General features: G+C 70.2%; 22 protein-coding genes and 1 pseudogene. 2 read left to right on the top strand and 21 right to left on the bottom strand.

What is annotated here, in order from left to right; genetic code table 11:
- The 6 genes from nuoF to IPJ95_11370 all read right to left on the bottom strand — a co-directional run bounded on the left by nuoF (position 1) and on the right by IPJ95_11370 (position 4,690).
- A complete protein-coding gene (nuoF, locus tag IPJ95_11395; GenBank protein ID MBK7924218.1) occupies positions 1–1,308 on the bottom strand; it encodes an NADH-quinone oxidoreductase subunit NuoF in 1,308 nt (435 codons plus the stop codon).
- A complete protein-coding gene (locus tag IPJ95_11390) occupies positions 1,308–1,814 on the bottom strand; it encodes an NAD(P)H-dependent oxidoreductase subunit E (protein ID MBK7924217.1) in 507 nt (168 codons plus the stop codon). The genes nuoF and IPJ95_11390 overlap by 1 nt, the downstream gene beginning before the upstream one ends.
- Positions 1,811–2,974, bottom strand: coding sequence for an NADH dehydrogenase (quinone) subunit D (gene nuoD / locus IPJ95_11385; GenBank protein ID MBK7924216.1), 1,164 nt, complete (start codon positions 2,972–2,974; stop codon positions 1,811–1,813). The genes IPJ95_11390 and nuoD overlap by 4 nt, the downstream gene beginning before the upstream one ends.
- A gap of 128 nt (positions 2,975–3,102) precedes the next feature.
- Positions 3,103–3,720 carry an NADH-quinone oxidoreductase subunit C gene (locus tag IPJ95_11380; protein MBK7924215.1) on the bottom strand — a complete coding sequence of 206 codons (618 nt, stop codon included), beginning with the start codon at positions 3,718–3,720 and terminating at the stop codon, positions 3,103–3,105.
- Complete coding sequence (gene nuoB / locus IPJ95_11375; GenBank protein ID MBK7924214.1) at positions 3,717–4,334, bottom strand: NADH-quinone oxidoreductase subunit NuoB; 618 nt, start codon at positions 4,332–4,334, stop codon at positions 3,717–3,719. The genes IPJ95_11380 and nuoB overlap by 4 nt, the downstream gene beginning before the upstream one ends.
- Positions 4,325–4,690: an NADH-quinone oxidoreductase subunit A gene (locus IPJ95_11370; GenBank protein MBK7924213.1), complete on the bottom strand. Its 366-nt coding sequence runs from the start codon at positions 4,688–4,690 to the stop codon at positions 4,325–4,327. The genes nuoB and IPJ95_11370 overlap by 10 nt, the downstream gene beginning before the upstream one ends.
- Positions 4,691–4,921: 231 nt before the next feature.
- Between IPJ95_11370 and IPJ95_11365 the strand changes: the two genes are divergently transcribed.
- Positions 4,922–5,500 carry a dCTP deaminase gene (locus tag IPJ95_11365; protein MBK7924212.1) on the top strand — a complete coding sequence of 193 codons (579 nt, stop codon included), beginning with the start codon at positions 4,922–4,924 and terminating at the stop codon, positions 5,498–5,500.
- Positions 5,501–5,587: 87 nt separating this feature from the next.
- On the opposite strand, the gene IPJ95_11360 is transcribed toward IPJ95_11365, so the two are convergent.
- Positions 5,588–6,496, bottom strand: coding sequence for an FHA domain-containing protein (locus IPJ95_11360; GenBank protein ID MBK7924211.1), 909 nt, complete (start codon positions 6,494–6,496; stop codon positions 5,588–5,590).
- Positions 6,497–6,590: 94 nt separating this feature from the next.
- Here IPJ95_11360 and IPJ95_11355 point away from each other — a divergent pair, with 94 nt between their 5' ends.
- Complete coding sequence (locus IPJ95_11355) at positions 6,591–8,585, top strand: M1 family metallopeptidase (protein ID MBK7924210.1); 1,995 nt, start codon at positions 6,591–6,593, stop codon at positions 8,583–8,585.
- A gap of 3 nt (positions 8,586–8,588) precedes the next feature.
- On the opposite strand, the gene IPJ95_11350 is transcribed toward IPJ95_11355, so the two are convergent.
- From IPJ95_11350 to carA, 14 genes and pseudogenes are all read right to left on the bottom strand, one after another.
- The gene (locus IPJ95_11350) at positions 8,589–9,776 is read right to left on the bottom strand and encodes a beta-lactamase family protein (GenBank protein MBK7924209.1); all 1,188 of its coding nucleotides are present in this window, start codon (positions 9,774–9,776) and stop codon (positions 8,589–8,591) included.
- Between the two features lie 53 nt (positions 9,777–9,829).
- On the bottom strand, positions 9,830–10,180 hold the full coding sequence (locus tag IPJ95_11345) for a hypothetical protein (GenBank protein MBK7924208.1): 351 nt from the start codon (positions 10,178–10,180) through the stop codon (positions 9,830–9,832).
- Positions 10,181–10,408: 228 nt separating this feature from the next.
- Positions 10,409–12,193: an Ig-like domain-containing protein gene (locus IPJ95_11340; protein ID MBK7924207.1), complete on the bottom strand. Its 1,785-nt coding sequence runs from the start codon at positions 12,191–12,193 to the stop codon at positions 10,409–10,411.
- Positions 12,183–13,433 carry a hypothetical protein gene (locus IPJ95_11335; protein ID MBK7924206.1) on the bottom strand — a complete coding sequence of 417 codons (1,251 nt, stop codon included), beginning with the start codon at positions 13,431–13,433 and terminating at the stop codon, positions 12,183–12,185. The genes IPJ95_11340 and IPJ95_11335 overlap by 11 nt, the downstream gene beginning before the upstream one ends.
- An 88-nt stretch (positions 13,434–13,521) precedes the next feature.
- Complete coding sequence (locus IPJ95_11330; GenBank protein ID MBK7924205.1) at positions 13,522–14,295, bottom strand: succinate dehydrogenase/fumarate reductase iron-sulfur subunit; 774 nt, start codon at positions 14,293–14,295, stop codon at positions 13,522–13,524.
- Between the two features lie 2 nt (positions 14,296–14,297).
- Entirely contained in the window at positions 14,298–16,211 is a 1,914-nt protein-coding gene (locus tag IPJ95_11325; protein MBK7924204.1) for a fumarate reductase/succinate dehydrogenase flavoprotein subunit, read from the bottom strand.
- A 9-nt stretch (positions 16,212–16,220) separates the two neighbouring features.
- Complete coding sequence (locus tag IPJ95_11320) at positions 16,221–16,880, bottom strand: succinate dehydrogenase cytochrome b subunit (GenBank protein ID MBK7924203.1); 660 nt, start codon at positions 16,878–16,880, stop codon at positions 16,221–16,223.
- Positions 16,880–17,815: a malate dehydrogenase gene (gene mdh / locus IPJ95_11315; GenBank protein MBK7924202.1), complete on the bottom strand. Its 936-nt coding sequence runs from the start codon at positions 17,813–17,815 to the stop codon at positions 16,880–16,882. The genes IPJ95_11320 and mdh overlap by 1 nt, the downstream gene beginning before the upstream one ends.
- Before the next feature lie 384 nt (positions 17,816–18,199).
- Positions 18,200–18,637 (bottom strand): annotated as a pseudogene (locus IPJ95_11310) (tRNA (cytidine(34)-2'-O)-methyltransferase).
- A gap of 35 nt (positions 18,638–18,672) precedes the next feature.
- Positions 18,673–19,707, bottom strand: a complete 1,035-nt coding sequence (gene moaA, locus IPJ95_11305; protein ID MBK7924201.1) for a GTP 3',8-cyclase MoaA — start codon at positions 19,705–19,707, stop codon at positions 18,673–18,675.
- The gene (locus tag IPJ95_11300; GenBank protein MBK7924200.1) at positions 19,707–20,147 is read right to left on the bottom strand and encodes a molybdenum cofactor biosynthesis protein MoaE; all 441 of its coding nucleotides are present in this window, start codon (positions 20,145–20,147) and stop codon (positions 19,707–19,709) included. The genes moaA and IPJ95_11300 overlap by 1 nt, the downstream gene beginning before the upstream one ends.
- Before the next feature lie 3 nt (positions 20,148–20,150).
- On the bottom strand, positions 20,151–20,396 hold the full coding sequence (locus tag IPJ95_11295; GenBank protein ID MBK7924199.1) for a MoaD/ThiS family protein: 246 nt from the start codon (positions 20,394–20,396) through the stop codon (positions 20,151–20,153).
- Positions 20,397–20,489: 93 nt separating this feature from the next.
- Positions 20,490–20,828, bottom strand: coding sequence for an integration host factor subunit beta (locus tag IPJ95_11290; protein ID MBK7924198.1), 339 nt, complete (start codon positions 20,826–20,828; stop codon positions 20,490–20,492).
- A 110-nt stretch (positions 20,829–20,938) separates the two neighbouring features.
- Positions 20,939–22,030, bottom strand: coding sequence for a glutamine-hydrolyzing carbamoyl-phosphate synthase small subunit (carA, locus tag IPJ95_11285; GenBank protein MBK7924197.1), 1,092 nt, complete (start codon positions 22,028–22,030; stop codon positions 20,939–20,941).
- Positions 22,031–22,060: the final 30 nt, after the last annotated feature.

The raw sequence follows: 22,060 nt of genomic DNA, 5'->3' as shown, positions 1-22,060 counted from the left end.
TCAGACCGTCACCATGACCGGCTGCTTCTGCCGGCTGATATAGGCGTCGAATTCCGCGGGAAACTTCCGGATGGCGCTCACCACCGGCGCGGCGCAGGAGTCGCTGAGCACGCAGATGGTCTTGCCGGTCATGTTGTCGGCGAGGTCGAGCAGCAGGTCGAGGTCCTCGCGCCGGCCCTGCCCCGCCAGGATCCGCTCCAGGATCTTGGTGGTCCACGCGGTGCCCTCGCGGCACTGGGTGCACTGGGCACACGACTCGTGGGCGTAGAACCGGGCGAGGCGCATGACCTGGTAGACGATGTCGGTGGAGTCGTCCATGACGATCATCCCGCCCGACCCGAGCATCGAGCCCTTGGCCACGATGCCCTCGTAGTCCATGGCGCAGCCCTCGATCTCCGCCGCGGTCATGATCGGCACGGAGGAGCCGCCCGGGATGACCGCCTTGAGGGTGCGGCCGGGCCGCATCCCGCCGCACATGTCGAAGATGAGGTCGCGCATGGGGGTGCCCATGACGACCTCGTAGTTGCCCGGCTTCTGCACGTGGCCGCAGACGGAGAAGAGCTTGGTGCCGGTGCTCTTCGGGTTGCCCACGCAGAACGCCTTGTACCACTCGGCGCCGTGGGTGATGATGTGGCCGGCGGCGCTCAGGGTCTCGACGTTGTTGATGGTCGTCGGCGACGCCCACAGCCCCGCCACCGCCGGGAAGGGGGGCTTGATGCGGGGGTTCCCGCGCCGACCCTCGATGGAGTTCATCATCGCGGTCTCTTCGCCGCAGATGTATGCCCCGGCCCCGCGGTGCACCACCAGGTCGATCCGTCGGCCGCTGCCGAAGGCGCTCGGGCCGAGGGCCCCGCCCTTGTAGGCCTCCTCGACGGCCGCCACCAGGATCTTGTGCTCCTGGGTGAACTCGCCCCGGATATAGACGTAGATCCGCTCCGCGCCGATGGCGTGGGCCCCGATGGCGCAGCCCTCGATCAGCTGGTGCGGGGTCCAGCGGATGATCTCGCGGTCCTTGAAGGTGCCCGGCTCGGACTCGTCGGCGTTGCAGACCAGGTAGTGCGGCTTGGTGACTTCCTTGGGCATGAACGACCACTTCATGCCGGTGGGAAACCCCGCGCCGCCCCGGCCACGGAGGCCGGAGGCCTTGATCTCGTCGATCACCTGGTCGCGCGTCATGCCGAGGGCCTTCTTGAGGCCCGCGTAGCCGCCGCGCTTCACCCAGCCGTCGAAGGTCCGCGCCCCGGCGTCCCCGAAGTGCTTGCTGAGGACCGGCTGCTCCTTCGGATGGCTCGGATGGGGATAGCCCATTACTTGTACCCCTGCAGGATGCCCGGCACGCGCTCCGGGGTGACGGACTCGATGAAGTCGTCATCGATCAGCACCGGCGTCGCGAAGCCGCAGGCGCCGAGGCACTCCACCTCGATCACCGTGAAGCGGCCGTCGGCGCTGGTGGCGCCGAGTTCGTGGCAGCCGGTGTGCTTGAGGAACGCCCGGGTCACGTCCTCCGCGCCGCAGATGTTGCAGGGCGAGGTGGTGCAGACCTGGATGAAGTGCCGCCCCACCGGGTGGGTGTGGTACATGGTGTAAAACGTCACCACGCCCTTCACGTACGCCGGGGTCACCCCCAACTCGGCGGCGACCTCGTGGATGGCGCCGTCGGAGATCCAGCCGCGGGCCTCCTGCACCAGCCAGAGCGCCGGCAGCAGGCAGGCCTGCCGGGTGGGGTACTTCGGGAACAGCGCCTCGAGTTTCGCCCGGGTGGGGCCGACGAACACCGGCTCGTGGCTCTCGCCGGCGGCGTGCGCCGTGCTCATCGGTCAATCTCTCCCATGACGATGTCGATCGAGGCGTTGATGGCGATGACGTCCGACAGGAGCACGCCTTCGCACAGCTTGGGGAGGCAGGCCAGGTTGATGAAGCTGGGGGGCCGGACCCGCCAGCGCACCGGCTTCGCGGTGCCGTCGGAGACGAAGTAGTAGCCCAGCTCGCCCTTGGGGTTCTCCACCCCGAGGTAGGCCTCCCCCACCGGCGCCTTGACGCCTTCCATCACCTGCTTGAAGTGGAAGATCATCGCTTCCATGTCACTCATCGTCCGGTGCTTGGGCGGGAGGATGAGGCGCGGGTCGTCGATGTTGATCGGGGCACCGCGGAGCCGCTCCAGCCGGTCGAGCGCCTGCTCGAGGATCCGGACGGACTGGTGCATCTCCTCGAGCCGCACCCGGTAGCGATCGTAGATGTCGCCGTGCTCGCCGATCGGGACGTCGAAGTCGTAGGTCTCGTAGCCCAGGTAGGGCCGGTCCTTGCGGACGTCGTAGTCCACCCCGCTGGCGCGCAGCATGGGGCCCGAGAGCGAATAATTGATCGCGTCCGGCCCGTCGATGACCCCCACGCCCTGGGTGCGCCCGCACCAGATGGCGTTGCGGGTGAACATCGCGTCGACCTCCGCCAGGGTCCGCGGGAAGGTGCGGCAGAAGTCACGCAGCCCCGCCTCGAAGCCGTCGGGGATGTCGGCCATGAGGCCGCCCACCCGGGTCATGCTGGTGGTCAGCCGCGCCCCGGTCCACGCCTCCTGCAGGTTGTACAGCCGCTCCCGCTGGTAGAAGCACCAGAGGAAGGGGGTGAACGCCCCGAGGTCGATGCCGGTGGTGCCGAGCCACACCAGGTGGGAGATGATGCGGCTGATCTCGCAGGCCACCACCCGCAGCACCTGGCAGCGCTCGGTGATGGTGATCCCCATCAGCTTCTCGGCCGCGAGCGCGAGGCAGACGTTGTTCGCCATCGGGCTCAGGTAATCGGTGCGGTCGGTCAGCGGGATGATCTGGTTGTAGTGCCGGTACTCGGCCAGCTTCTCGAACCCGGAATGGAGGTAGCCGATGTGCGGCACCACCCGGATCACGGTTTCGCCGTCGAGCTCGATCACCAGCCGCAGCACCCCGTGGGTGGCCGGGTGCTGGGGACCGATGTTGATGAGCATGTGCTCGCTGCCGAGGTCGTCCGTGCCGGCCTCGTACGCCGGGAGCGCCACGCCGAGGGGCGTGGTGGTGGGTGCGCCGCGCGGGTCGAGCGAGGGCGTGGCGAGGGAGACTTCGACGGTGCGGGTGCTCACTTGACCGACCCCCGATCGCCGCGCGCCAGGCGCTCCTGCATGTCCACCGGCAGGTCACCGTAGGCCGCCGCGATCGACAGCTCCTCGAGCGAGTAGTGCGCCTCGGGGTTGGCGGTGAGCGCCTGCCGGGTCTGCTCGGCCCGGCTGAAGTGGCCGCGGAGCGGGAAGTCCTTCCGCAGGGGATAGCCCTCCGCGTAGGTCTCCCACATGAGGATCCGCCGCAGGTCGGGGTGGCCCTCGAAAGTGACGCCGAACATGTCGAATACCTCGCGCTCCAGCCAGTCGGCGCCCTTCCACAGGTCGAGGACCGAGGCCACCGCGAGCGGCTGGCGCTTGTCGAGCTCCGTCTTGACCCGCAGGTCGGCCTTGCGCGCCAGGGAGCGGAGCTGCCACACCACCTCGAGCGGGCGCTCCTGATCGCGGTAGTCGACCGCGGTCACGTCGGTGAGGTAGTCGAACCGCTGGTCCGGGTCGTCCTTGAGCCAGGCCAGCACCTCGTGGACCGCGCCGGGGGCGATGTAGACGATCGTGTCGCCGCACGACACGGCGTGCCGCAGCACCCGGCCGCCGAACCGGGCGCGCAACGCCGCCACGGAGGGGGAGACCGCGCTCACGCGGACCTCGTCTGGTGCACGCTGTTGCCGAAGGGCTCGCTCACCTCGTCGATGCGCTCGGCCGGCAGGAACAGGCCATCGGGCCGCAGCAGCTGCTCGGTGCGCAGGTCAGCGTCGAGGAAACTCTCGCCCTTGATCTTCTTCTGGAGCAGCTGGATGCCGTAGATCAGCCCCTCGGGGCGCGGCGGGCAGCCGGGCACGTAGACATCGACCGGGATGATGGTGTCGATGCCCTGCACCATGGTGTAGGTGTCGAAGATGCCGCCCGAGGAGGCGCAGGCCCCCATCGAGATGGCCCACTTGGGCTGCGGCATCTGGTCCCAGATCTTGCGGATGACCGGCGCCAGCTTGAACGGGAGCCGGCCGGCACAGATGAGGACGTCGGCCTGCCGGGGCGAGAAGCTCATCCGTTCCATGCCGAACCGGGCCAGGTCGAACCGGCTGGCCGCGCTGGCCATGAACTCGATGGCGCAGCAGGCCGTCCCGAACGGCATCGGCCACAGGCTGTTGGCCCGGCCCCAGTTGCTGATGACGTCCAGCCGGGTGGTCACCCAGTTGGGCGAGAGGGTGGAAACCTCCGTCCCGGCCCCGCCCTCGGGCAGCGTCAATCCCATTGGAGGGCCCCGCGCTTCCAGATATAGAGGTAGCCCACCGCGAGGATCGCCACGAAGACGAACATCTCGGCGAGCAGCAGGCCCCGGAGCTCCACGAACTGGTGGAAGGCGGCCGCCCACGGGAGCATGAACACGGTCTCGATGTCGAAGATGATGAAGAGCATCGCCACCAGGTAGAACTTGACGCTGAACCGCTCGCGGGCATCCCCCAGGACCGGCATGCCGGATTCGTAGGGGGAGAGCTTGACCGGTGTAAGGCGATAGGACGAGAGGACGTGGGACAGCCCGAGGATGAGGATGGCGTTGGCGCTCACGAACGCCAAGACCAGCAACACCGGGATGTAGGCCTGCAGCATGGAGGGGGCCTCGCTGGTGAATTCCTTCACTCTGGGGCGCCACGATAGTAATGACTGGCGCGAGGTTATGGTACCCCTCACGCGCCGCGACCGGGACTTCAGACAGCCGGCCTGTCCCGGCCGGTGGACGGTCCCGCCCCTCGCCCACCGGCGCGGCGGGCGTATATTGCTCCCCCGATCACGCGGTCGCCGACCGCGCCCGACCACACGCCACCCCCTTCCGCAAAGCCCATGACCATCAAGTCCGACCGCTGGATCCGCCGCATGGCGAAGGAAACCGGGATGATCGAGCCGTTCACCGAGGCCCAGGTCCGCCAGGCCGACGCGGCGGGCCGGCGGGTCATCTCCTACGGCCTCTCGTCCTACGGCTACGACATGCGGGTGGCCCCCGAGTTCAAGATCTTTACCAACGCCCTCTCGGCGATCGTGGACCCCAAGGAATTCGACAGCAAGAGCTTCGTGGAGTTCGAGGGCGACATCTGCATCGTGCCCCCGAACAGCTTCGCCCTGGCCCGCTCGGTCGAGTACTTCCGGATCCCGCGTAACGTGCTGACCATCTGTGTGGGAAAGTCCACCTACGCCCGCTGCGGGATCATCACCAACGTGACCCCCTTCGAGCCGGAGTGGGAAGGTCATGTGACACTGGAGATCAGCAACACAACTCCCCTGCCGGCCAAGATTTACGCCAACGAGGGGATCTGTCAGGTGCTGTTCTTCGAGGCCGCCCCGGACGATATCTGCGAGACCAGCTACAAGGACAAGGCGGGCAAGTACCAGCGCCAGACCGGCGTGACCCTGCCGCGACTATAATTGTGATGTGGACGACTTCCCCCAGAACGACACCGGGGCCCGGCCAACGCCGTGCCCCGCTGTCTTCCACCCCACCCGCGACTCGCCCTACTCCCCGGGGTCCTCGATGCGGGCCAGGCCGACCGCCGTGGTCCGCCGCCGGTGGTCCTGCCCGTCCCGCGCCCGGGTCCGCGCCAGCCGCCATTCGTAGATGGCGAGCACCGGGCCGTAGAACACCAGGTCGGCCGCCAGCTTGCCCACGAGGCCGCCCAGGTTGCCGCCGATCATCTGGAGCCCGAGGGCCATGCACGCCGGGCGCACCAGGAGCAGGTCCAGGCTCTCCGCCGCCCCGAACTCGAGCAGGAGGCTCCGCGCCACCGGGAGCAGGTCAGCCGACCCGAACGGACGGCCCCGGATCCCCGCCTGGTGCGCCTCGCGGACGCTCTCCCGCAGGAACATGACCCCATAGAACACGACGGTCTCCGTCAGGGCGCCGGCGTAGGCCGCCGCGGCGAGACTGCCGGTGAACTCCTGTACCCCGACCGCCGCCCCGACCGACGCCACGGTGCCGAGCACCTCGGAGGGGCCGTACCGCCGCAGCCACTGGGCCACCCGGCCGGCGCCACCCGGCGGCGCCGCGCCCGCCACCGGGGCGCTGGCGAGGGCCACCTGGTAGCGGATCTCGCCGATCTGGATCTCATCCCCGGGGGTGAGGGGACGGGGGGCCACGATCCGCTCGCCGTTGACCAGGGTGCCGAGCCGGCTCTGGTCCACCACGAAGGCGCCCTCCGCGGCGGGGACGATCCAGGCATGCAGCCGGGAAACCTGCTCTCCCGGGATCACGATATCGGACTCCGGGGCGCGACCGATGGCGAGCGGCCGGCGCACCAGCGGCCAGCGCTTGGGCCCCCGCACCAGCTCGAGCGGCCGTTCGGCCACGCGCGGCCCGAAGGCCCCGGAGAGACGTTCCATGATCCCCATGGCGACAAGGTAGCCCCGGAATGGACAGGGGGACACCACCGAATCCCCCGCACCGCGTGACCCGTAGGCCGGTTAGATTTCGCCATCCGGCGGGAAGGGTTCCCGCCTCCACCGGCTCTCAGGATGACGCATGCGTTCGCTTTTCTTCTCAGTGCTCGTTGCCCTCCCGCTCGCCGCCCAGAACCCGCCGCCCCCCCCGACCCCTGCCGCGCCCGGCGGCCCCCGCCCCGCCGCCCCCGCCCAACGGGAGCTCCGGGCCGCCGTGGCCGACACCGGCATGTTCAGCCCGCTGGTGCTCCCCGAGGCGAACGACCTGCGCCGCGCGAGCGGGGCCCCGGGCCGCGCCTACTGGCAGCAGCGAGCGGACTACGTCATCAAGGCGACCCTGGACACTGCGGCGCGGCGGCTCAGCGGCCACGTCACCATCCGGTACGCCAACAACTCCCCGGACACGCTCACCCGGGTGTGGATGCAGCTGGACCAGAACCTGTTCCGGAAGCAGAGCGTCGGGTCGTACTTGAACGCGCAGGAGGGCCGCTTCGGCGGGGCCAACTTCGATGGCGGTTTCGAGATCACCGGCATGACGGCGGCCCTCGAGTCCGCGCCGCGGCCTGGCCGCGCCCGGTCCGTCGCCCGCCGGCTGCCGGTGAAGACCCGGGTGGACGACACCATGATGGAGGTGCTGCTCCCCGCGCCGCTCGCCCCTGGCGCGGTGACGGTCCTTGACCTGGGCTACGCCTTCAACATCCCCGACCACGGCGCCGACCGCATGGGCCGCGACGGCACCCTGTACGAGCTGGCGCAGTGGTACCCGCGGATGTGCGTCTACGATGACGTGCACGGCTGGAACACGCTCCAGTACCTGGGCCAGGGTGAGTTCTACCTCGAATACGGCACCTTCGAGTACGACGTGACGCTGCCGGCCGGCTACATCGTCGCCGGCACCGGGGTGCTCCAGAACCCCCTCGAGGTCCTGACCGCCGCCCAGCGCGCCCGGCTCGCCGCCGCGGTGAAGAGCGACACGATCACGCGCATCATCACCGAGGCGGAGCTGGCCTCGGGCGCGGCCCGCCCGAAGAAGGACGGGATGCTCACCTGGCGCTTCAAGGCCGAGAACGTGCGCGACGTGGCCTGGGCCGCGAGCCCGGAGTACCTGTGGGACGCCAGCGGCTGGGAGGGGATCCTGGCGCAGGCGTACTACCGCCCGGCCGCGAAGGCCACGTGGCAGGACGCGGCCGACATGAGCCGCTATTCCATCCAGGAGTACAGCACCCGCTGGTTCCGCTATCCCTACCCGCAGATCTCGGCGGTGGAGGGACCGGTGTCCGGCATGGAGTACCCCATGGTGGCCATGGAAGCCAACGACGACAGCAAGGAGGGGCTCTACGCCGTCGTGACCCACGAGATCGGGCACATGTGGTACCCGATGATCGTCGGCTCGGATGAGCGGCGCTACGCGTGGATGGATGAGGGGTTCAATACCTTCATCAACATCTTCTCCGAGGAAGGCTACTTCAAGCGCGACGACACCCGGCGCCGCCAGGGCGAGGGGATGTTCGTCCTGATGAACGACCAGGCCCCCACCGCCCAGCCGGTCATGACCTACGCCAACCGCTACCGCACCGAGGGCAACCTCGGCGCGCTGGCGTACATCAAGCCGGCCATGGGGCTCTACGTGCTGCGCAACAAGGTGCTCGGGGCGGACGTGTTCGACGCCGCGCTCCGGGAGTACACCCGCCGCTGGGCCTTCAAGCACCCGCAGCCGGCCGACTTCTTCCGCACCATCGAGGACGTCACCGGCCGCGACCTCGACTGGTTCTGGCGCGGCTGGTTCTTCACCACCGCCGCGCTCGACCAGTCAGTCGAATCGGTCACGCCCCGGGGCGGCCAGGTACAGGTGGTGCTGCGGAACGTCGGTCAGCAGGTGATGCCGGTAGAGCTCACCCTCACCTTCGGCGACGGGACCACCCAGGTCTTCAAGTACCCGGTGGAGATCTGGTACAAGGGCGACCGGTACACGGCGGTGATCCCGACCGACAAGCCGGTTACCGCGGCCCAGGTGAATGCCGACGGCCAGTTCCCCGACGTGAACCCGCGGAACAACGGCTGGAAGGCGCCGAGCTGATCCTCAGCGCAGCAGGCTGACCGCCGCCAGCATCGCCTGGCGGAACGCCCGCCCCGACTCCCCGGGGCGGGCGTCGTTTGTGGTGTTGACGCAGCCGATCACGCCCAGCCGCGTCACCGGATTGAAGTACAGGAAGGAGCGAAACCCCGCCTGTTCGCCGGTGTGCCCCACCAGCGTGACCGCTCCCTGCCGCCGCAGGAAGAAGCCCAGGCCCATCGATTCCTCGGCCCCGCCCCCGACCGGGACCACCGGCCGCCACATCTCCTCCAGGGTGGTCCGGCCGAGCACCGTGTCGAAGCGGCGCCGGAGCGCGGTGTCGGCCCCCGCCGCGCCGCTCAGGAAGGCCATCCACCGCGCCAGGTCGGTCACCGGCGCGTTCCAGCCCCCATTCGGGATAGTGATCCCGGGGTCGAACTCGGGGCCATTGTCCACCACCCGCTCCACCCCGGCGCTGTCCCGGACCAGGGTGTAGTTGCTGGAGCGGGCCTCGCGCAGGTGCCACGGCGTCGCCCCGAAGGAGCTCTCGGTGAGACCCAGCGGATTCCACAGGTTCTTGTAGATGTACGACTGGTAGGGATCGCCGGTCACCGCCTCGATGACCCGGGCCAGGTAGATGTAGGCGGGGTTGCTGTAGCCGTACTGGGAACCGGGCGGGAACAGGATCTCCTGGTAGGGCATCAGGCTCACGAGCTGCTCCCACCGGGTGGGCTCGAAGGGCTCCCACGCCACGTAGCGGCGGTACGGCCAGGTGGGGTTCTGGAGACCGGAGGAGTGCGAGAGCAGCATCCGCAGGGTGATGGCGTCCATCGCGCCATGGGGATTGTGCACCTGGCGCAACTCGGGGACCCAGCGGGTGATCGGATCGTCGAGGGAGAGCAGGCCGCGGTCGCGGAGGCCGAGGATGGCCACGGCGGTGAGGGTCTTGGTGATCGATCCCCAGTGGAGGATGGCCCCAGGCCCCATGGGTCGCCGCGCCGCCCGGTCCTGCAACCCGGCGTCGTGCCGCCGTATGATGCGGCCGTCCCGCACCAGGGCGAGGCTCCCGCCCACGATGCTGTCGACCTGGAGCAGCCGGTCGAACACCGCCGTGGCGGCCCCCCAGGCGCTGTCCGGGACGGTCTGGGCGGTCAGGGGCTGGACGGGCAAGCACAGCAGGGCGAACGGCAACGCAAGGCAGGCCGGACGGGGCACGACGACTCCCGGAGAGGGGGGCAGAGCGAATCTCCGCCCGCCGGGCCCCCCGGTCAACCGATGAGGCGGGCGTCGATCCAGACCGGTCCGGAGGTCGGCAGGATCACCGAGCCCCGGACCACCTCCCCGGCCACGATGCGCCGGACCACGCGGTCGAAGGGCCCGTCCCGGTTCGGATGCACCTTGTACTGGAAGCTGATGGCGCGGGGGAGCTGGGATTTGAACTCGTAGGACCACGCATACAGCTCGCGCTCCCCTTCCTGGGTGATCCGGGCGCGCCGCACCCGCACCAGGATCCCGGCGGTGCTGGGCACCGGATACCAGGGGCCCCACGGGCCCCCATTGTTCTCCTCTGGGACGTTCTCGCCCCGTCGGGCGAGGATGATATCACTCCAGCGGCTCACCTGCCCTCCTTGGGCGCGGATGGGGGGGGCGTTGACGGTGCCCAAGATGCGCAGCGGGCGTCAGTCCGCCGTCAATTCCAAGCCAGCGCCCCCAGGATCGCGCCACGCTGAGACATTCGGGGCGGCCGGAGGGCTCCCCTGACGCAAAACCGGCAACGCTTTCACGGGAAAAAGGGGACGACCGCGAAGGCCGCCCCCCTGCCGATGCCCCCCCCCGCCCCCCCGGATTCAGGGCAGGCCGAGTTGCCAGAGCCCCGAGATCATGTCGCTGGCATACAGGGACCCGCCGTACAGCATCACGCCCCAGACGTAGGTGTTCCCGCTCCCCCCGGGACGCACCTGGGCCACGATGCGATTGGACAGGTTGCCCGCCAGCACGCCAGAGATGTCGAGGGCGACCACCCCGCCGTTGTAGTAGGCCGCATAGAGCCGCTGATCGGGCTCGTCCACCCAGAAGTTGTGGGTCCCTGCCCCGGCGAGCCGGAACGACGCCACCTCCACCGGGTGGGCGAAGTCCGAGACGTCCACGACGTGGATATCCCCGCTGGAGGAACTCCCGACGGCGCCGGGTCCCTCCTCGCCGATGAAGAGGTACTTCTGCTCGCCGCTGACCGGGTTGTGGAACCACCAGCCGTTGTGGGTCTCCCCGCCGAACTTGAGGTTGGAGGGGCTGCCGGTCTTGCTGATTTCCACCGGGTTGGCCGGGGAGCCGCCGTGGGACCCGTTCCCTACGTCGTAGATGTACAGCCCCTCGTCCCAGGCGAACACGAACGCGTAGCCGTCGCGCACGAAGGTATCGTGGATACAGTAGTTGTCAGGGATGGTGGTGCTGCTCGCCACGGAAATGGTGCCGCTCGCCGCGGCCGAAAGGTCGTAGATCTTGAGGGCGCACCCCGGCGGGTCCTGGGCGGCGAAGGCGTACAGGGTCCCGCCGATCACCGCCAACGTCCCGGTGTGCAGGCCGTTGGTGTTCCCGAGGGCCGCCCGGCTCACCGCCACCCCCGGGCTGGTGAGTTCATAGGCGTGGATGCCGCGATTGGTGCCGCCCTCGCTGGTGAAGACCAGCCACTGCCCGTCGGGCGAGACCTCCAGGTCGCTGACCGTGGAGATGCCCGGGGTAATGATCGAGTCGGTGAGCACGGGGGCCCCGCCCGGATCGAGCTGCCAGATCTTCACCGCGTTGCCGAAGGCGCCGCGGAAGCCCCAGGTGCCGGTGTAGGCATAGCCGTCGGCCACCCAGAGATCGGAGGTGTACCGATCGCTGACGTTGTTGCCGCCGCCGTCGACACTGAACGCCGCCACGCCGAGCGCGGCAAACGTGACCGTGGTGTCCCCGGGGAGCGTGGCGGCCAGCAGGTTGGTGCCCGGGGTGGCGCCGAGGGTCCAGGCGATGGCGGCGGCGCCGCTCGGGCCGCTGACACTGGTCGGCGCGCCCACGCTGCCGCCGCCGGCCTGCACCGCCCAGCCGATGGTCACCCCTCCCACCCCGTTGCCGTACGCGTCGGTCACCAGCACCGTGGGTGGGATCAGCACCGCCTGGGCGCGTGAGGTGGTCTGGTTGTCGCCGTTGAGCTTGGTGAGGCCCGCGGGCGGCCCGGCGGTCCCGGTGCTCGCGAACCCGACCGGCGAACCGCTGTACCCCTGGATCGAGGCCTGGACGGCCTGCGCCCCGGCAAGGGTGCCGAGGGTGCTGGTGATCTCGGCGATGCCGGAGGCGTCGGTCTGGCTGCTCCCGGCCGCCAGGACGCCGCCTCCGCTTTTTAGGCTCCAGCTCACCTTGGCGTCCGCGCGGGGCTGGCCCTGCGGATCGGTCACCAGCACCCGATACGGCTGCAGGGTGGTCCCCACCGTGGCGGTCTGGGCATCGCCGGAGAGGGGGGCGATGGTCCCGGTCTCGCGTGGCCCACCGGTATCGCCCCCGCCGCAGGCCAGGCCCGCGATCGTGGCCAATCCCAGGACCAGCCGCCGCCCTGCGAGACGCACCCGCGGGCGCACCGACGCGTCAATGCCCATGTCCCGCCTCCATTGGGTGACTGGTGGATGGTTCCAGCAGCCCGCCATAGCGCCCCATCCGGTGACCTTCGAGACCCCAGCTCAGCCGGAGCCCCGCGGTCACTGCGCGGACGCGGCTCGTGCCGTACAGGATCTCGGGGGTCAGCACGCCCCCCATGGTCGGCTGCGCCCGGCCGAAGGTCGCTTCCACGAAGGGCTGGAGCGCGAGCTGCCCCAGGCCGGCGCGGCGCTCGAACCCGTAGCCCAGCGTGTGCAGGGTAAACCTGGTGGTGCCGAGGATGGCGTTCTCCAGGTGCGGCCGGACCGACCGGAACAGGTCGAGCTCGCGCAGGTCCTCGGGCCGGTCGCTCCGCTCGAAGCGGTAGTAGGGCCGGTGCGGGCCCCTCCGCCACTCCGCCTCCGCCAGCACCGTGCGGAACACGAAGAACCCGTCCGCCTCCTCGGTGCGGGCCCACTCCGCCAGCGCATACAGACGGCCCCCGCCGGCTTCCCGGCTGACACGGGCGGCGGCATGCCACTTCCATGCGTCGGTACCGGCGCCCGGCCGGTGCTCCGGCGAGTGCACCTTGGCCCGCGAGGCGGACAGCTCCAGCCACGGCGTGGCGAGCAGCGTGAGCCGCGCCGACCAGGAATCCCCGAACCGGTCCCACTTGGGCCACTGTCCCGGGCGTTCCGGTTCGTCGCCGTTGAAGAGTGCGCCCTCCAGGAGGACGGGCCCGGCCCGGACCCCGGCGATGGCCACGGCCCGCTCCAGCACCTGCGCCAGGTGATGATTGACCGGGTACCGCAGGGTGGGGCGGCTCATCGGGTCATCGGAGCCGAAGGGGGCGAACCCCTTCCCCACGCTCACGGAGAGCCGCGCCGCCCCGTCGTGCCGCCCCAGAATGTCGACGGCGGAGACCATCAGCTCGTGGGCGTAGGTGTGCGGATGGCGCCGGTCGTTGAAGCCCTCGCCCCAGCCGCCGGGCGTCAGCTCGCCGCCGGGCATGGTCCAGCCCTCGAGATCGAGGGTGCCAAGGGCCCGCAGCCGGCCACCCAGCAGTGTGGCATGAGCCATGAGCAGCGGCTGCACCAGGCGGCCCTCGGTGAGGCGGCCGCCGCCGGGCACCGGGTCCACCCGGGTCACGCTGGCGATCCCGAGTCCCATCAGGTGCACACCGGTCGCGGACTGGCCCGCGAGGGGCGCCAGGGCACCCGTCCACAGCACTGCGGCAAGCCCGGCCGGCACGGCACGTTGCATCAGGGTGTCGGGGGATGAGGGGGAGAGCGGCGCGGCCCGGCGTCAGGGGTGACGACCGGGCCGCGCGGCATCACACAGCGTGACGGCGTCAGAGGGCGGCGGAGGCGGTGGATTCCTCGCGCTGCAGCACCGTGGCGGTGATATAGTCGCGATAGAGCCGGGTGATCCAGTCCACCGAGATCCCCTTGGGGCAGGCCTCCTGGCACTCGCCGTGCCAGGTGCACCCGCCGAAGCCCTCCGCCTCCATCTGGGCCTCCATGCTGAGCGCGCGCCGGTGGCGCTCCGGCTGGCCCTGGGGGAGCATGCGGAGGTGCCCCACCTTGGCGGCGGTGAAGAGCATCGCGGAGGCGTTGGGGCACGCGGCGACGCAGGCGCCGCACCCGATGCAGGCGGCGGCATCCATCGCCATGTCCGCGTCGGCCTTGGGCACCGGGATGGCATTGCCGTCGGGCGCGGAGCCGGTCGAGACGCCGACGAAGCCGCCCGCCGCGACGATCCGGTCGAAGGCGCTCCGGTCCACCACCAGGTCCTTGAGGACCGGGAACGCCCGCGCCCGCCAGGGCTCGACGTAGATGGTGTCCCCGTCCTTGAAGCTCCGCATGTGGAGCTGGCAGGTGGCGGTGCCCTTCATGGGCCCATGGGCCACGCCGTTGATCATCAGCCCGCAGGATCCGCAGATCCCCTCGCGGCAGTCGTGGTCGAAGGCGATGGGCTGCTCGCCCTTCCCGGTCAGGCGCTCGTTGACCACGTCGAGCATCTCGAGGAACGACATGTCCGGACTTACGTCGGGCGCCTCGTAGCGCACCAGCTGCCCCGCGGCCGTGCCCGACGCCTGCCGCCACACGAAGAGTGTCAGGTTCATGGTCACTTGTAGCTGCGCGTGGAGAGGTGGACGTTCTCGAACTCGAGCATCTCCTTGTGGAGCACCGGGGCCCGGCCCGCCCCCTGGTACTCCCAGGCGCCGACGTAGCAGAAGGCGTCGTCGTCGCGGCGCGCCTCACCGTCGGGGGTCTGGTGCTCGGAGCGGAAGTGGCCCCCGCACGACTCCTCCCGATGGAGGGCGTCGAGACACATGAGCTCGGCGAACTCGAGGAAGTCCGCCACCCGCCCGGCCTTCTCCAGCGACTGGTTGAGCTCCGCGCCGCTGCCCGGGACATTCACGTTCTCCCAGAACTCGGCCCGGAGCGCCGGGATGCGCTCCAGGTTCCGGCGCAGCCCCGCGGCGTCCCGGGCCATGCCGCAGTTCTCCCACATGAGCTTGCCCAGCTCACGATGGAACGAGTCCACGCTGCGCGCGCCACGGATCTCCAGCAGGCGCCGCGTGGTGGCGGTGACCTCCGCCTCGGCCGCGCGGAAGGCCGCGTGGCTGGTGTCCAGTCGGGGCAGCGGCGTGGAGGCCAGGTAGTCCCCGATGGTGTAGGGGATGACGAAGTACCCGTCGGCGAGGCCCTGCATCAGCGCGCTCGCGCCGAGCCGGTTGGCGCCGTGGTCCGAGAAGTTGGCCTCCCCGAGCACGTGCAGCCCCGGGATGGTGCTCATCAGGTTGTAGTCGACCCACAAGCCGCCCATGGTGTAGTGGACGGCGGGGAAGATGCGCATCGGGACCTGGTAGGGGTCCTCGTCGGTGATCCGCTGGTACATCTCGAACAGGTTGCCGTACCGCTCGCGGATCTTCTGCTCCCCCACCCGCCCGATGGCGGCGGCGAAGTCGAGGTAGACGCCGAGCCCGTTGGGGCCCACGCCGCGGCCCTCGTCGCACACTTCCTTGGCCGCCCGGCTGGCGATGTCCCGCGGGCACAGGTTGCCGTAGCTCGGGTACTTCCGCTCCAGGTAGTAATCGCGCTCCGCCTCCGGGATCTGGCCCGGGGCGCGGCTGTCGCCCCGGGCCTTCGGCACCCACACCCGGCCGTCGTTGCGGAGCGACTCGCTCATCAGGGTGAGCTTGGACTGGTAGTCGCCGCTCACCGGGATGCAGGTGGGGTGGATCTGGGTGTAGCAGGGGTTCCCGAAGGCGGCCCCGCGCTTGTAGGCGCGGTAGCTCGCGGTGACGTTGGAGCCCTTGGCGTTGGTGCTCAGGTAGAAGACATTGCCGTAGCCGCCGGTGGCCAGCAGCACCGCGTCGGCCGCGTGCGAGCTGATGGCGCCCGTCACCATGTCGCGGACCACGATGCCCCGCGCCACGCCGTCGACCAGGACCAGGTCGAGCATCTCGGTCCGCGGGAACATGGTGACCGTGCCGGCGGCCACCTGCCGCTCGAGCGCCTGGTAGCAGCCCAGCAGCAGCTGCTGCCCGGTCTGGCCGCGGGCGTAGAAGGTGCGGCTCACCTGCGCGCCGCCGAAGGAGCGGTTGGCGAGGGTGCCGCCGTACTCCCGCGCGAAGGGGACGCCCTGCGCCACGCACTGGTCGATGATGTTCACGCTGATCTGCGCCAGCCGGTACACGTTGGCCTCGCGGGCCCGGAAGTCCCCGCCCTTGACCGTGTCGTAGAACAGGCGCCAGATGGAGTCGCCGTCGTTCTGGTAGTTCTTGGCCGCGTTGATGCCGCCCTGGGCCGCGATCGAGTGGGCGCGCCGGGGCGAGTCCTGGAAGCAGAAGCACTGGACGTTGTACCCGAGCTCGCCAAGTGTCGCCGCCGCCGCCCCGCCCGCCAGGCCGGACCCCACCACGATCACGGAGTATTTCCGCTTGTTGGCGGGGTTCACCAGCTTCATCTCGAACTTGTGCCGGTCCCACTTCTCCTGCAGCGGCCCGCCGGGGATCTTCGAACGGAGTTCCACGGTCACCCCCTACTGGTGCAGGTAGCCGAGGAGCACGGCCACCGGGATGGAGGTGAACCCGAGCCACACCAGCAGCGCGACGATCTGCGGCAGCGGCTGGTGCTTGGGGGCGTAGGGCGGTTCGAGGCCGAGGGTGCGCGGGCTGGCCCACAACCCGTGGTACAGGTGGAGCGCCAGGCAGATCATGGCCACGAGGTAGATGGCGCTCACCCACCAGACCCGGAAGCCGCGCACCACGTTGCCGAACACGTCCATCGGCAGGTGGGTCTCGGGCAGGATCGTGCCGGTGGTCAGGTGCAGGATGTGGAACACGATGAAGAAGAGCAGGAAGGCGCCGCTGAACCGGATGGTCCGCCCCGCGAGGGTCGAGGCCTGCGGCACCTGCCGCGCGTAGGGAACGGGGCGTGCGGCGCGGCTGCGCAGGATGAGCTGCAGCGCGGTGACGATGTGCAGCAGCACCGAGACGAGGAGCACGATGCGCGCCGGCCACAGGATGCCCGGCTTGTCCTTGAGGAACAGCGCATACCGGTTGAGGTTGATCGAGCTCTGGTAGATGAGCAGGTTGCCCAGGACATGCTGGACGGCGAAGAGCGCCAGGATCGTGCCGGTGATCCCCATGATGGCCTTCCGGCCCACCGTGGAGCGGAAGTAGACCCTGAAGCGATCCATCAGCTCGCCCCGCCCACGGTCTTCATCGTGTCCGCCACCGCGGCGGCGCTCTGGTGGAGCGCGCTCCGCTCCTCCGCCGTGAGGGTCACCTCGATGATGGCCTCCAGCCCGTTCCGCCCGAGCTTGCAGGGCACCCCGCAGAAGACGTCGCGCAGGCCGTACTCCCCGGTGAGCCACGCCGCGCAGGGCAGGATGCGCTTCTTGTCCAGCACGATCGCTTCCGCCATCTGCACCGCCGCGGCGCTCGGCGCGTAGTAGGCGGAGCCGGTCTTGAGGAAGTTCACGATCTCGGCGCCGCCATTCCGGGTGCGCTGCACGATCGCCTCGAGCTTGTCCTTGGCCAGCAGCTGCGTCACGGGGATGCCCGAGACCGTGGTGTAGGAGACCAGGGGGACCATGGTGTCGCCGTGGCCGCCGAGGACCATGGCCTGGATGTCCTCCACCGACACGTCCATCGCCTCCGCCAGGAAGGCGCGGTACCGCGCGGTGTCCAGCACGCCCGCCATGCCGATCACCCGCTCGCGCGGGAAGCCGCTGGCCTGCATGGCGACGTAGCACATGACGTCGAGCGGGTTGGACACCACGATGATGATGCTCCGGGGCGCCACCCGCGCGATCTCCCGGGCCACCGACGACACGATGCCGGCGTTGGTCTTGACCAGGTCGTCCCGGCTCATGCCCGGCTTCCGGGCGATGCCCGCGGTGACGATGAACAGCTCCGAGCCGGCCGCGGCGTCGTAGCCGCTGCTGCCGATGACCCGGCTGTCAAAGCCCTCGATCGGCGCCGACTGCCACTGGTCGAGGCCCTTCCCCTGCGGCACTCCCTCGACCACGTCGACCATCACGACGGTGCGCGCCAGGTGCTTCTCCGCCACGCGCTGCGCGGCGGTCGCGCCCACGTTGCCGGCGCCCACGACGGTAATCTTGCTGAACATAGGTTCGGTTTCGGGAGGAAGTGAGGCCCCGGGGTGGGCCCGGCGGGACGCCGGCCCGGCGAGGCGCGTAAAGTTACTGCAACCGCCATGGCCGGGCAAAGGCCGGCGGGCTCATCGCCCGCCGCCCTTCGGCGGTCTGCCGCGCCCGCCGCGCCCCCGCCGCCGGCCCTTGCCGGCCCCGGCCCCCGCCCCGGCCCGACCACCCGCGGGCGGCCCGCCCGCCGGGCGGGGCGGCCGCGGGCCCCGCCCCGGGGCGTGCCCGGTGGCGCGCCCGGGGCGCAACATCGCGTTCTCGTTGCTCGCCGGCTGCGGCAGGTCATCGTCCTCGAACTCGTCGTCGCCCGACGGCGCGGGTGGTGGCGGGGGCGGACCCTCGCCCAGCCCGAGCTGACGCATCGCCTCGTACAGCACCACGCTCACCGCGTTCGACAGGTTGAGGTTCCGCCCCCCGCCCGGCATCGGGATCCGGAAGCAGCGCTCCGGGTGCTTCTCGATGATCTTGTCGGGCATGCCCTCCGCCTCGTTCCCGAAGACCAGCACGCTGTTGGCCTGGAACGGCGCCTCGGTGTAGTCGCGGTCCGCCTTGGCCGAGAAGTACAGGCAGCGGTCACGACTGATCGCGTCCCGGAAGCGGAACCAGTTGGGGTGCAGCCACAGGTCCACCCGGTCCCAGTAGTCGAGGCCGGCCCGCTGCACCTCGCGCGCGTCGAGGCTGAAGCCCAGCGGCTCGATGAGGTGGAGGGGCGTGTCGGTCGCGGCGCACAGCCGCGCGATGTTGCCGGTGTTGGGCGGAATGCGCGGTTCGATCAGGGCGATGTGCAGGGCCATGGGTCCCGGTCGGTGAGGGCGGCGGGCGTTCAGCCGCCGCGGGTGTGCATTTCCTTGCGCGGATCGGCGCGGAGCGTCTGCAGCTGGTAGAGCGCGCCACGGTCGGGGAGGGCGGCGCGGCGCTCCGCGCCCCGGTCCTCCCGCGCCGTCCAGGCCTGGCGCAGCAGGGTGCGGAGTTCCTCGTCCGTGGCGCCCTCCCGGAGCGGCGCCAGGAGGTTCACGCCGTGCTCGGCGTAGAGACACAGGAGAAAGTGGCCGTCGGCGGTCAGCCGCCCCCGGTCGCAGGTGCGGCAGAACGGCTCGGTGGTCGAGGCGATGATGCCGAACACCGTCCCGTCGGGCAGCTGGAACCGGTCGGCCGGCGCCCAGCCCGCCTCCGACCCGGGCCGCGGCACGATCGGGCCGTAGCGGCGCCCCAGCCGATCGAGCATCTCCCGGCGGGAGACGACACTGTCCTGCCGCCACCCGTTGGCCCCACCGACGTCCATGTACTCGATGAAGCGCACCTCGCACCGCTCCGCCCGGCCGAACTCGATCAGGTCGGCGAGTTCGTCATCGTTGAAGCCCCGGATGACCACCGTATTCAGCTTGGTGCCGGTGAAGCCGGCGGCCCCGGCGGCGCGGATCCCGGCCAGGATCTCGCCGTGCTGCCGCGACCGCGCCAGCGCCTCGAGCCGCGCCGGCACCAGGGTATCGAGGCTCACCGTCACCCGGCCCAGCCCTGCGGCCCGGAGCCCAGCCGCCGACTCCGCCAGCAGGGTCCCGTTGGTGGTGAGCGAGAGGTCGGTCACCCCGGGGGTCCGCGACAGCAGGGCGACCAGTGTCGGGAGGTCCTGGCGGAGCAACGGCTCCCCACCCGTCAGCCGCAGGCGGGTCACCCCCTGCTCCACGAACAACGCCGCCAGCCGGTTCACCTCCTCGAAGGTGAGGATCGAACCACGCGGCAGCCAGACGTATTCCGGCTCGGGCATGCAGTAGTTGCACCGCATGTTGCACCGGTCGGTCACCGAGATCCGCAGGCTGCGGAGCGGCCGACCGAAGCGATCGGTGGGCAGGGAGGCCATCACGCGTCCGCCCCCTGCGGGGCCGGCGCCGCCGTCGGATCCACCCACACCACGCTGCCGTCGGCGTAGAACTCCTGCTTCCACACCGGGACGCGGCGCTTGAGCTCCTCGATCACGTAGCGGCAGGCCTCGAAGGCCGGCGCCCGGTGCGCGCTGGCGGCCACCACCGCCACCGCCACCTCGCCGATCGCCAGGGCCCCCACCCGGTGCTGCACCGCGACCCGTGCCGGCCAGTGCGCCTCTGCCTCGGCGACGATGCGCGCGGTCTCGGCCTCCACCATCGGCCCGTAGGCGGAGTACTCCAGCCGAAGCACCGGCCGCCCATCCTGATGATTGCGCACCAGGCCGAGGAAGCTGGCGATCCCGCCCCGGTCATCTGCCGCGACGGCACGGATCAGGGGCTCGAGCGTGATCGCGGCCTCGGTCAGGACGGTACTCACGGGCTAGCCACCGGCCAGGGGCGGCAGCACCGCCACTTCGTCCCCGGCGCGCACCGGCGTGTGGAGCCGGGCGTGCACCTGGTTGACGGCCACCAGGGGGCGCGGAGGAAGTGCCCGGGCCTGCGGAAGGGCGCTGCGCAGCTGTTCGAGGACGGCGCCGACCGTGCTCGGCGCCTCGAGCGGCAGCTCGACGACATCGGTCCCGGCAAGGTCGCGGTAGGCCGCAAACAGGAGCACCCGGATGGTCATGCCCACAAAGATAGTGCTGCGAGGGGGTTAGACGCGTTGGGGCGGGTCAACGACCCGCCCCATGGAACGACCGGCCCGTCGCCCGACCATGGCTCAATCGAGATCGTCGCTGTCATCCCCGGCGTCGGCGGGCAGCGGTTCGTCCGCCACCAGCGCGCGCAACTCCTTGCTGGGCTTGAAGACAGGGACCGGCCGGGCCGCCACTTCCACCGGATCGCCGGTGCGGGGATTCCGGGCCATGCGGGTCTTGCGGCGCCGAATCTTGAAGGTGCCGAAGCCGCGTACCTCGATGTTGTGCTGGTTCTTAAGCGCTTCCTTGACCGCGTCAAGGAACGCATCCACCACCCGCGCACAGTCCTTCTTCGAGATCATCGGACCAGCAGTGCGGGCAATCGACTCAGTCACCCGTTCGACAAGATCAGCCTTGGTCATCTTTCCCCCGGGGGTCTTCGCGCCCGGCGCCCCCGAAGGACGCGCCGGAATGCTTGAGACTCTAGGGCCTTACCCGTTGACTGTCAAGGGCTTGGCCCACGTCGAGGGGTTCAGCGGCCCACCAGGCGGAGGAATTCCTGGAAGTGGGGGTAGGCGTCGTGGGGTCCCGGAGAGGCTTCCGGGTGGTATTGCACCGCAAAGACCGGAAGTTCTTTGTGGCGAATGCCTTCCACCGTCTGGTCGTTCAGATTGATGTGGGTCACCTCGAGTCCGGGGGCCCCCGGAACGCCGCGGTCCTCCCCCTCGACCGCGAATCCGTGGTTCTGCGAGGTGATAAGTACTTGCCCGGTCTTGAGATCGCGGACCGGGTGATTGCCGCCGCGGTGGCCATAGGGGAGTTTGACCGTGCGGCCACCGAAGGCGAGCCCCAGCAGCTGGTGCCCCAGACAGATCCCGAACGTCGGGATCCCGGCCTGGGTCAGCTCCTGGATGTTCTTGATGGCGTACCCGACCGCGGCCGGGTCGCCCGGGCCATTGGAGAGGAAGAGCCCGTCCGGCTGCAGCTCGCGGACCGCCGCCGCAGGGGTGGTCGCGGGGACCACGGTCACCCGGCACCCCTGCGCCACCAGCATGCGGACGATGTTCCGCTTCATACCGTAGTCATAGGCCACGATGTGGGGTCCGGACTTCCCGTCGGACCAGCGCCCCTCGGTGGTGGCGCGCGTGGCGAGGTCGAGCCCCTCCATCGAGGGCGACTCCATCAGGCTCAACGTGAGCTGGGGCGAGGGCTCCCGCCCCTCCGCGATCACGCCCCGCATCGCGCCGCGCTCGCGGATGTGCCGGGTGAGCCGCCGGGTATCGATGTTCTCGAGCACCGGAATCCGGGCGGTGGCCAGCCAGTCGTCGAGGGAGGAGGTGGCCCGCCAGTTGGACATGCGGCGCGCCATCTCGCGGACCACCACGCCGGCCACCTTGGGGCCGGCCGATTCCATGTCCTCGAGGTTCACCCCGTAGTTCCCGATCATCGGGGCCGTCATCACCACGATCTGCCCGAGGTAGCTGGGGTCGGTGAAGACCTCCTGGTACCCGCTCAGGTTGGTGGTGAAGACCACCTCGCCGTAGGCCGCCTCGAGCGGGCGGCTCGAGGTCCCGGGGTACCAGGTGCCATCCTCGAGCAACACAAACGCGGGGCGATCGGTCATACCGATCCCCCGCGTTGGGCCTGCCGCGTC

It is taken from the genome of Gemmatimonadota bacterium (assembly GCA_016713785.1).
In the GTDB taxonomy this organism is placed as follows: Bacteria; Gemmatimonadota; Gemmatimonadetes; order Gemmatimonadales; family GWC2-71-9; genus JADJOM01.
This window is presented reverse-complemented; position numbering and strand designations above follow the sequence as displayed.

What these genes read in the sequence shown, in the direction of transcription:
- nuoF (MBK7924218.1), bottom strand. Translation starts at nt 1,308, where the DNA reads ATGGGCTATCCCCATCCGAGCCATCCGAAGGAGCAGCCGGTCCTCAGC.
- IPJ95_11390 (MBK7924217.1), bottom strand. Translation starts at nt 1,814, where the DNA reads ATGAGCACGGCGCACGCCGCCGGCGAGAGCCACGAGCCGGTGTTCGTC.
- nuoD (MBK7924216.1), bottom strand. Translation starts at nt 2,974, where the DNA reads ATGCTCATCAACATCGGTCCCCAGCACCCGGCCACCCACGGGGTGCTG.
- nuoB (MBK7924214.1), bottom strand. Translation starts at nt 4,334, where the DNA reads ATGGGATTGACGCTGCCCGAGGGCGGGGCCGGGACGGAGGTTTCCACC.
- IPJ95_11370 (MBK7924213.1), bottom strand. Translation starts at nt 4,690, where the DNA reads ATGCTGCAGGCCTACATCCCGGTGTTGCTGGTCTTGGCGTTCGTGAGC.
- IPJ95_11365 (MBK7924212.1), top strand. Translation starts at nt 4,922, where the DNA reads ATGACCATCAAGTCCGACCGCTGGATCCGCCGCATGGCGAAGGAAACC.
- IPJ95_11355 (MBK7924210.1), top strand. Translation starts at nt 6,591, where the DNA reads ATGCGTTCGCTTTTCTTCTCAGTGCTCGTTGCCCTCCCGCTCGCCGCC.
- IPJ95_11340 (MBK7924207.1), bottom strand. Translation starts at nt 12,193, where the DNA reads ATGGGCATTGACGCGTCGGTGCGCCCGCGGGTGCGTCTCGCAGGGCGG.
- IPJ95_11335 (MBK7924206.1), bottom strand. Translation starts at nt 13,433, where the DNA reads ATGCAACGTGCCGTGCCGGCCGGGCTTGCCGCAGTGCTGTGGACGGGT.
- IPJ95_11330 (MBK7924205.1), bottom strand. Translation starts at nt 14,295, where the DNA reads ATGAACCTGACACTCTTCGTGTGGCGGCAGGCGTCGGGCACGGCCGCG.
- IPJ95_11320 (MBK7924203.1), bottom strand. Translation starts at nt 16,880, where the DNA reads ATGGATCGCTTCAGGGTCTACTTCCGCTCCACGGTGGGCCGGAAGGCC.
- mdh (MBK7924202.1), bottom strand. Translation starts at nt 17,815, where the DNA reads ATGTTCAGCAAGATTACCGTCGTGGGCGCCGGCAACGTGGGCGCGACC.
- moaA (MBK7924201.1), bottom strand. Translation starts at nt 19,707, where the DNA reads ATGGCCTCCCTGCCCACCGATCGCTTCGGTCGGCCGCTCCGCAGCCTG.
- IPJ95_11295 (MBK7924199.1), bottom strand. Translation starts at nt 20,396, where the DNA reads ATGACCATCCGGGTGCTCCTGTTTGCGGCCTACCGCGACCTTGCCGGG.
- IPJ95_11290 (MBK7924198.1), bottom strand. Translation starts at nt 20,828, where the DNA reads ATGACCAAGGCTGATCTTGTCGAACGGGTGACTGAGTCGATTGCCCGC.
- carA (MBK7924197.1), bottom strand. Translation starts at nt 22,030, where the DNA reads ATGACCGATCGCCCCGCGTTTGTGTTGCTCGAGGATGGCACCTGGTAC.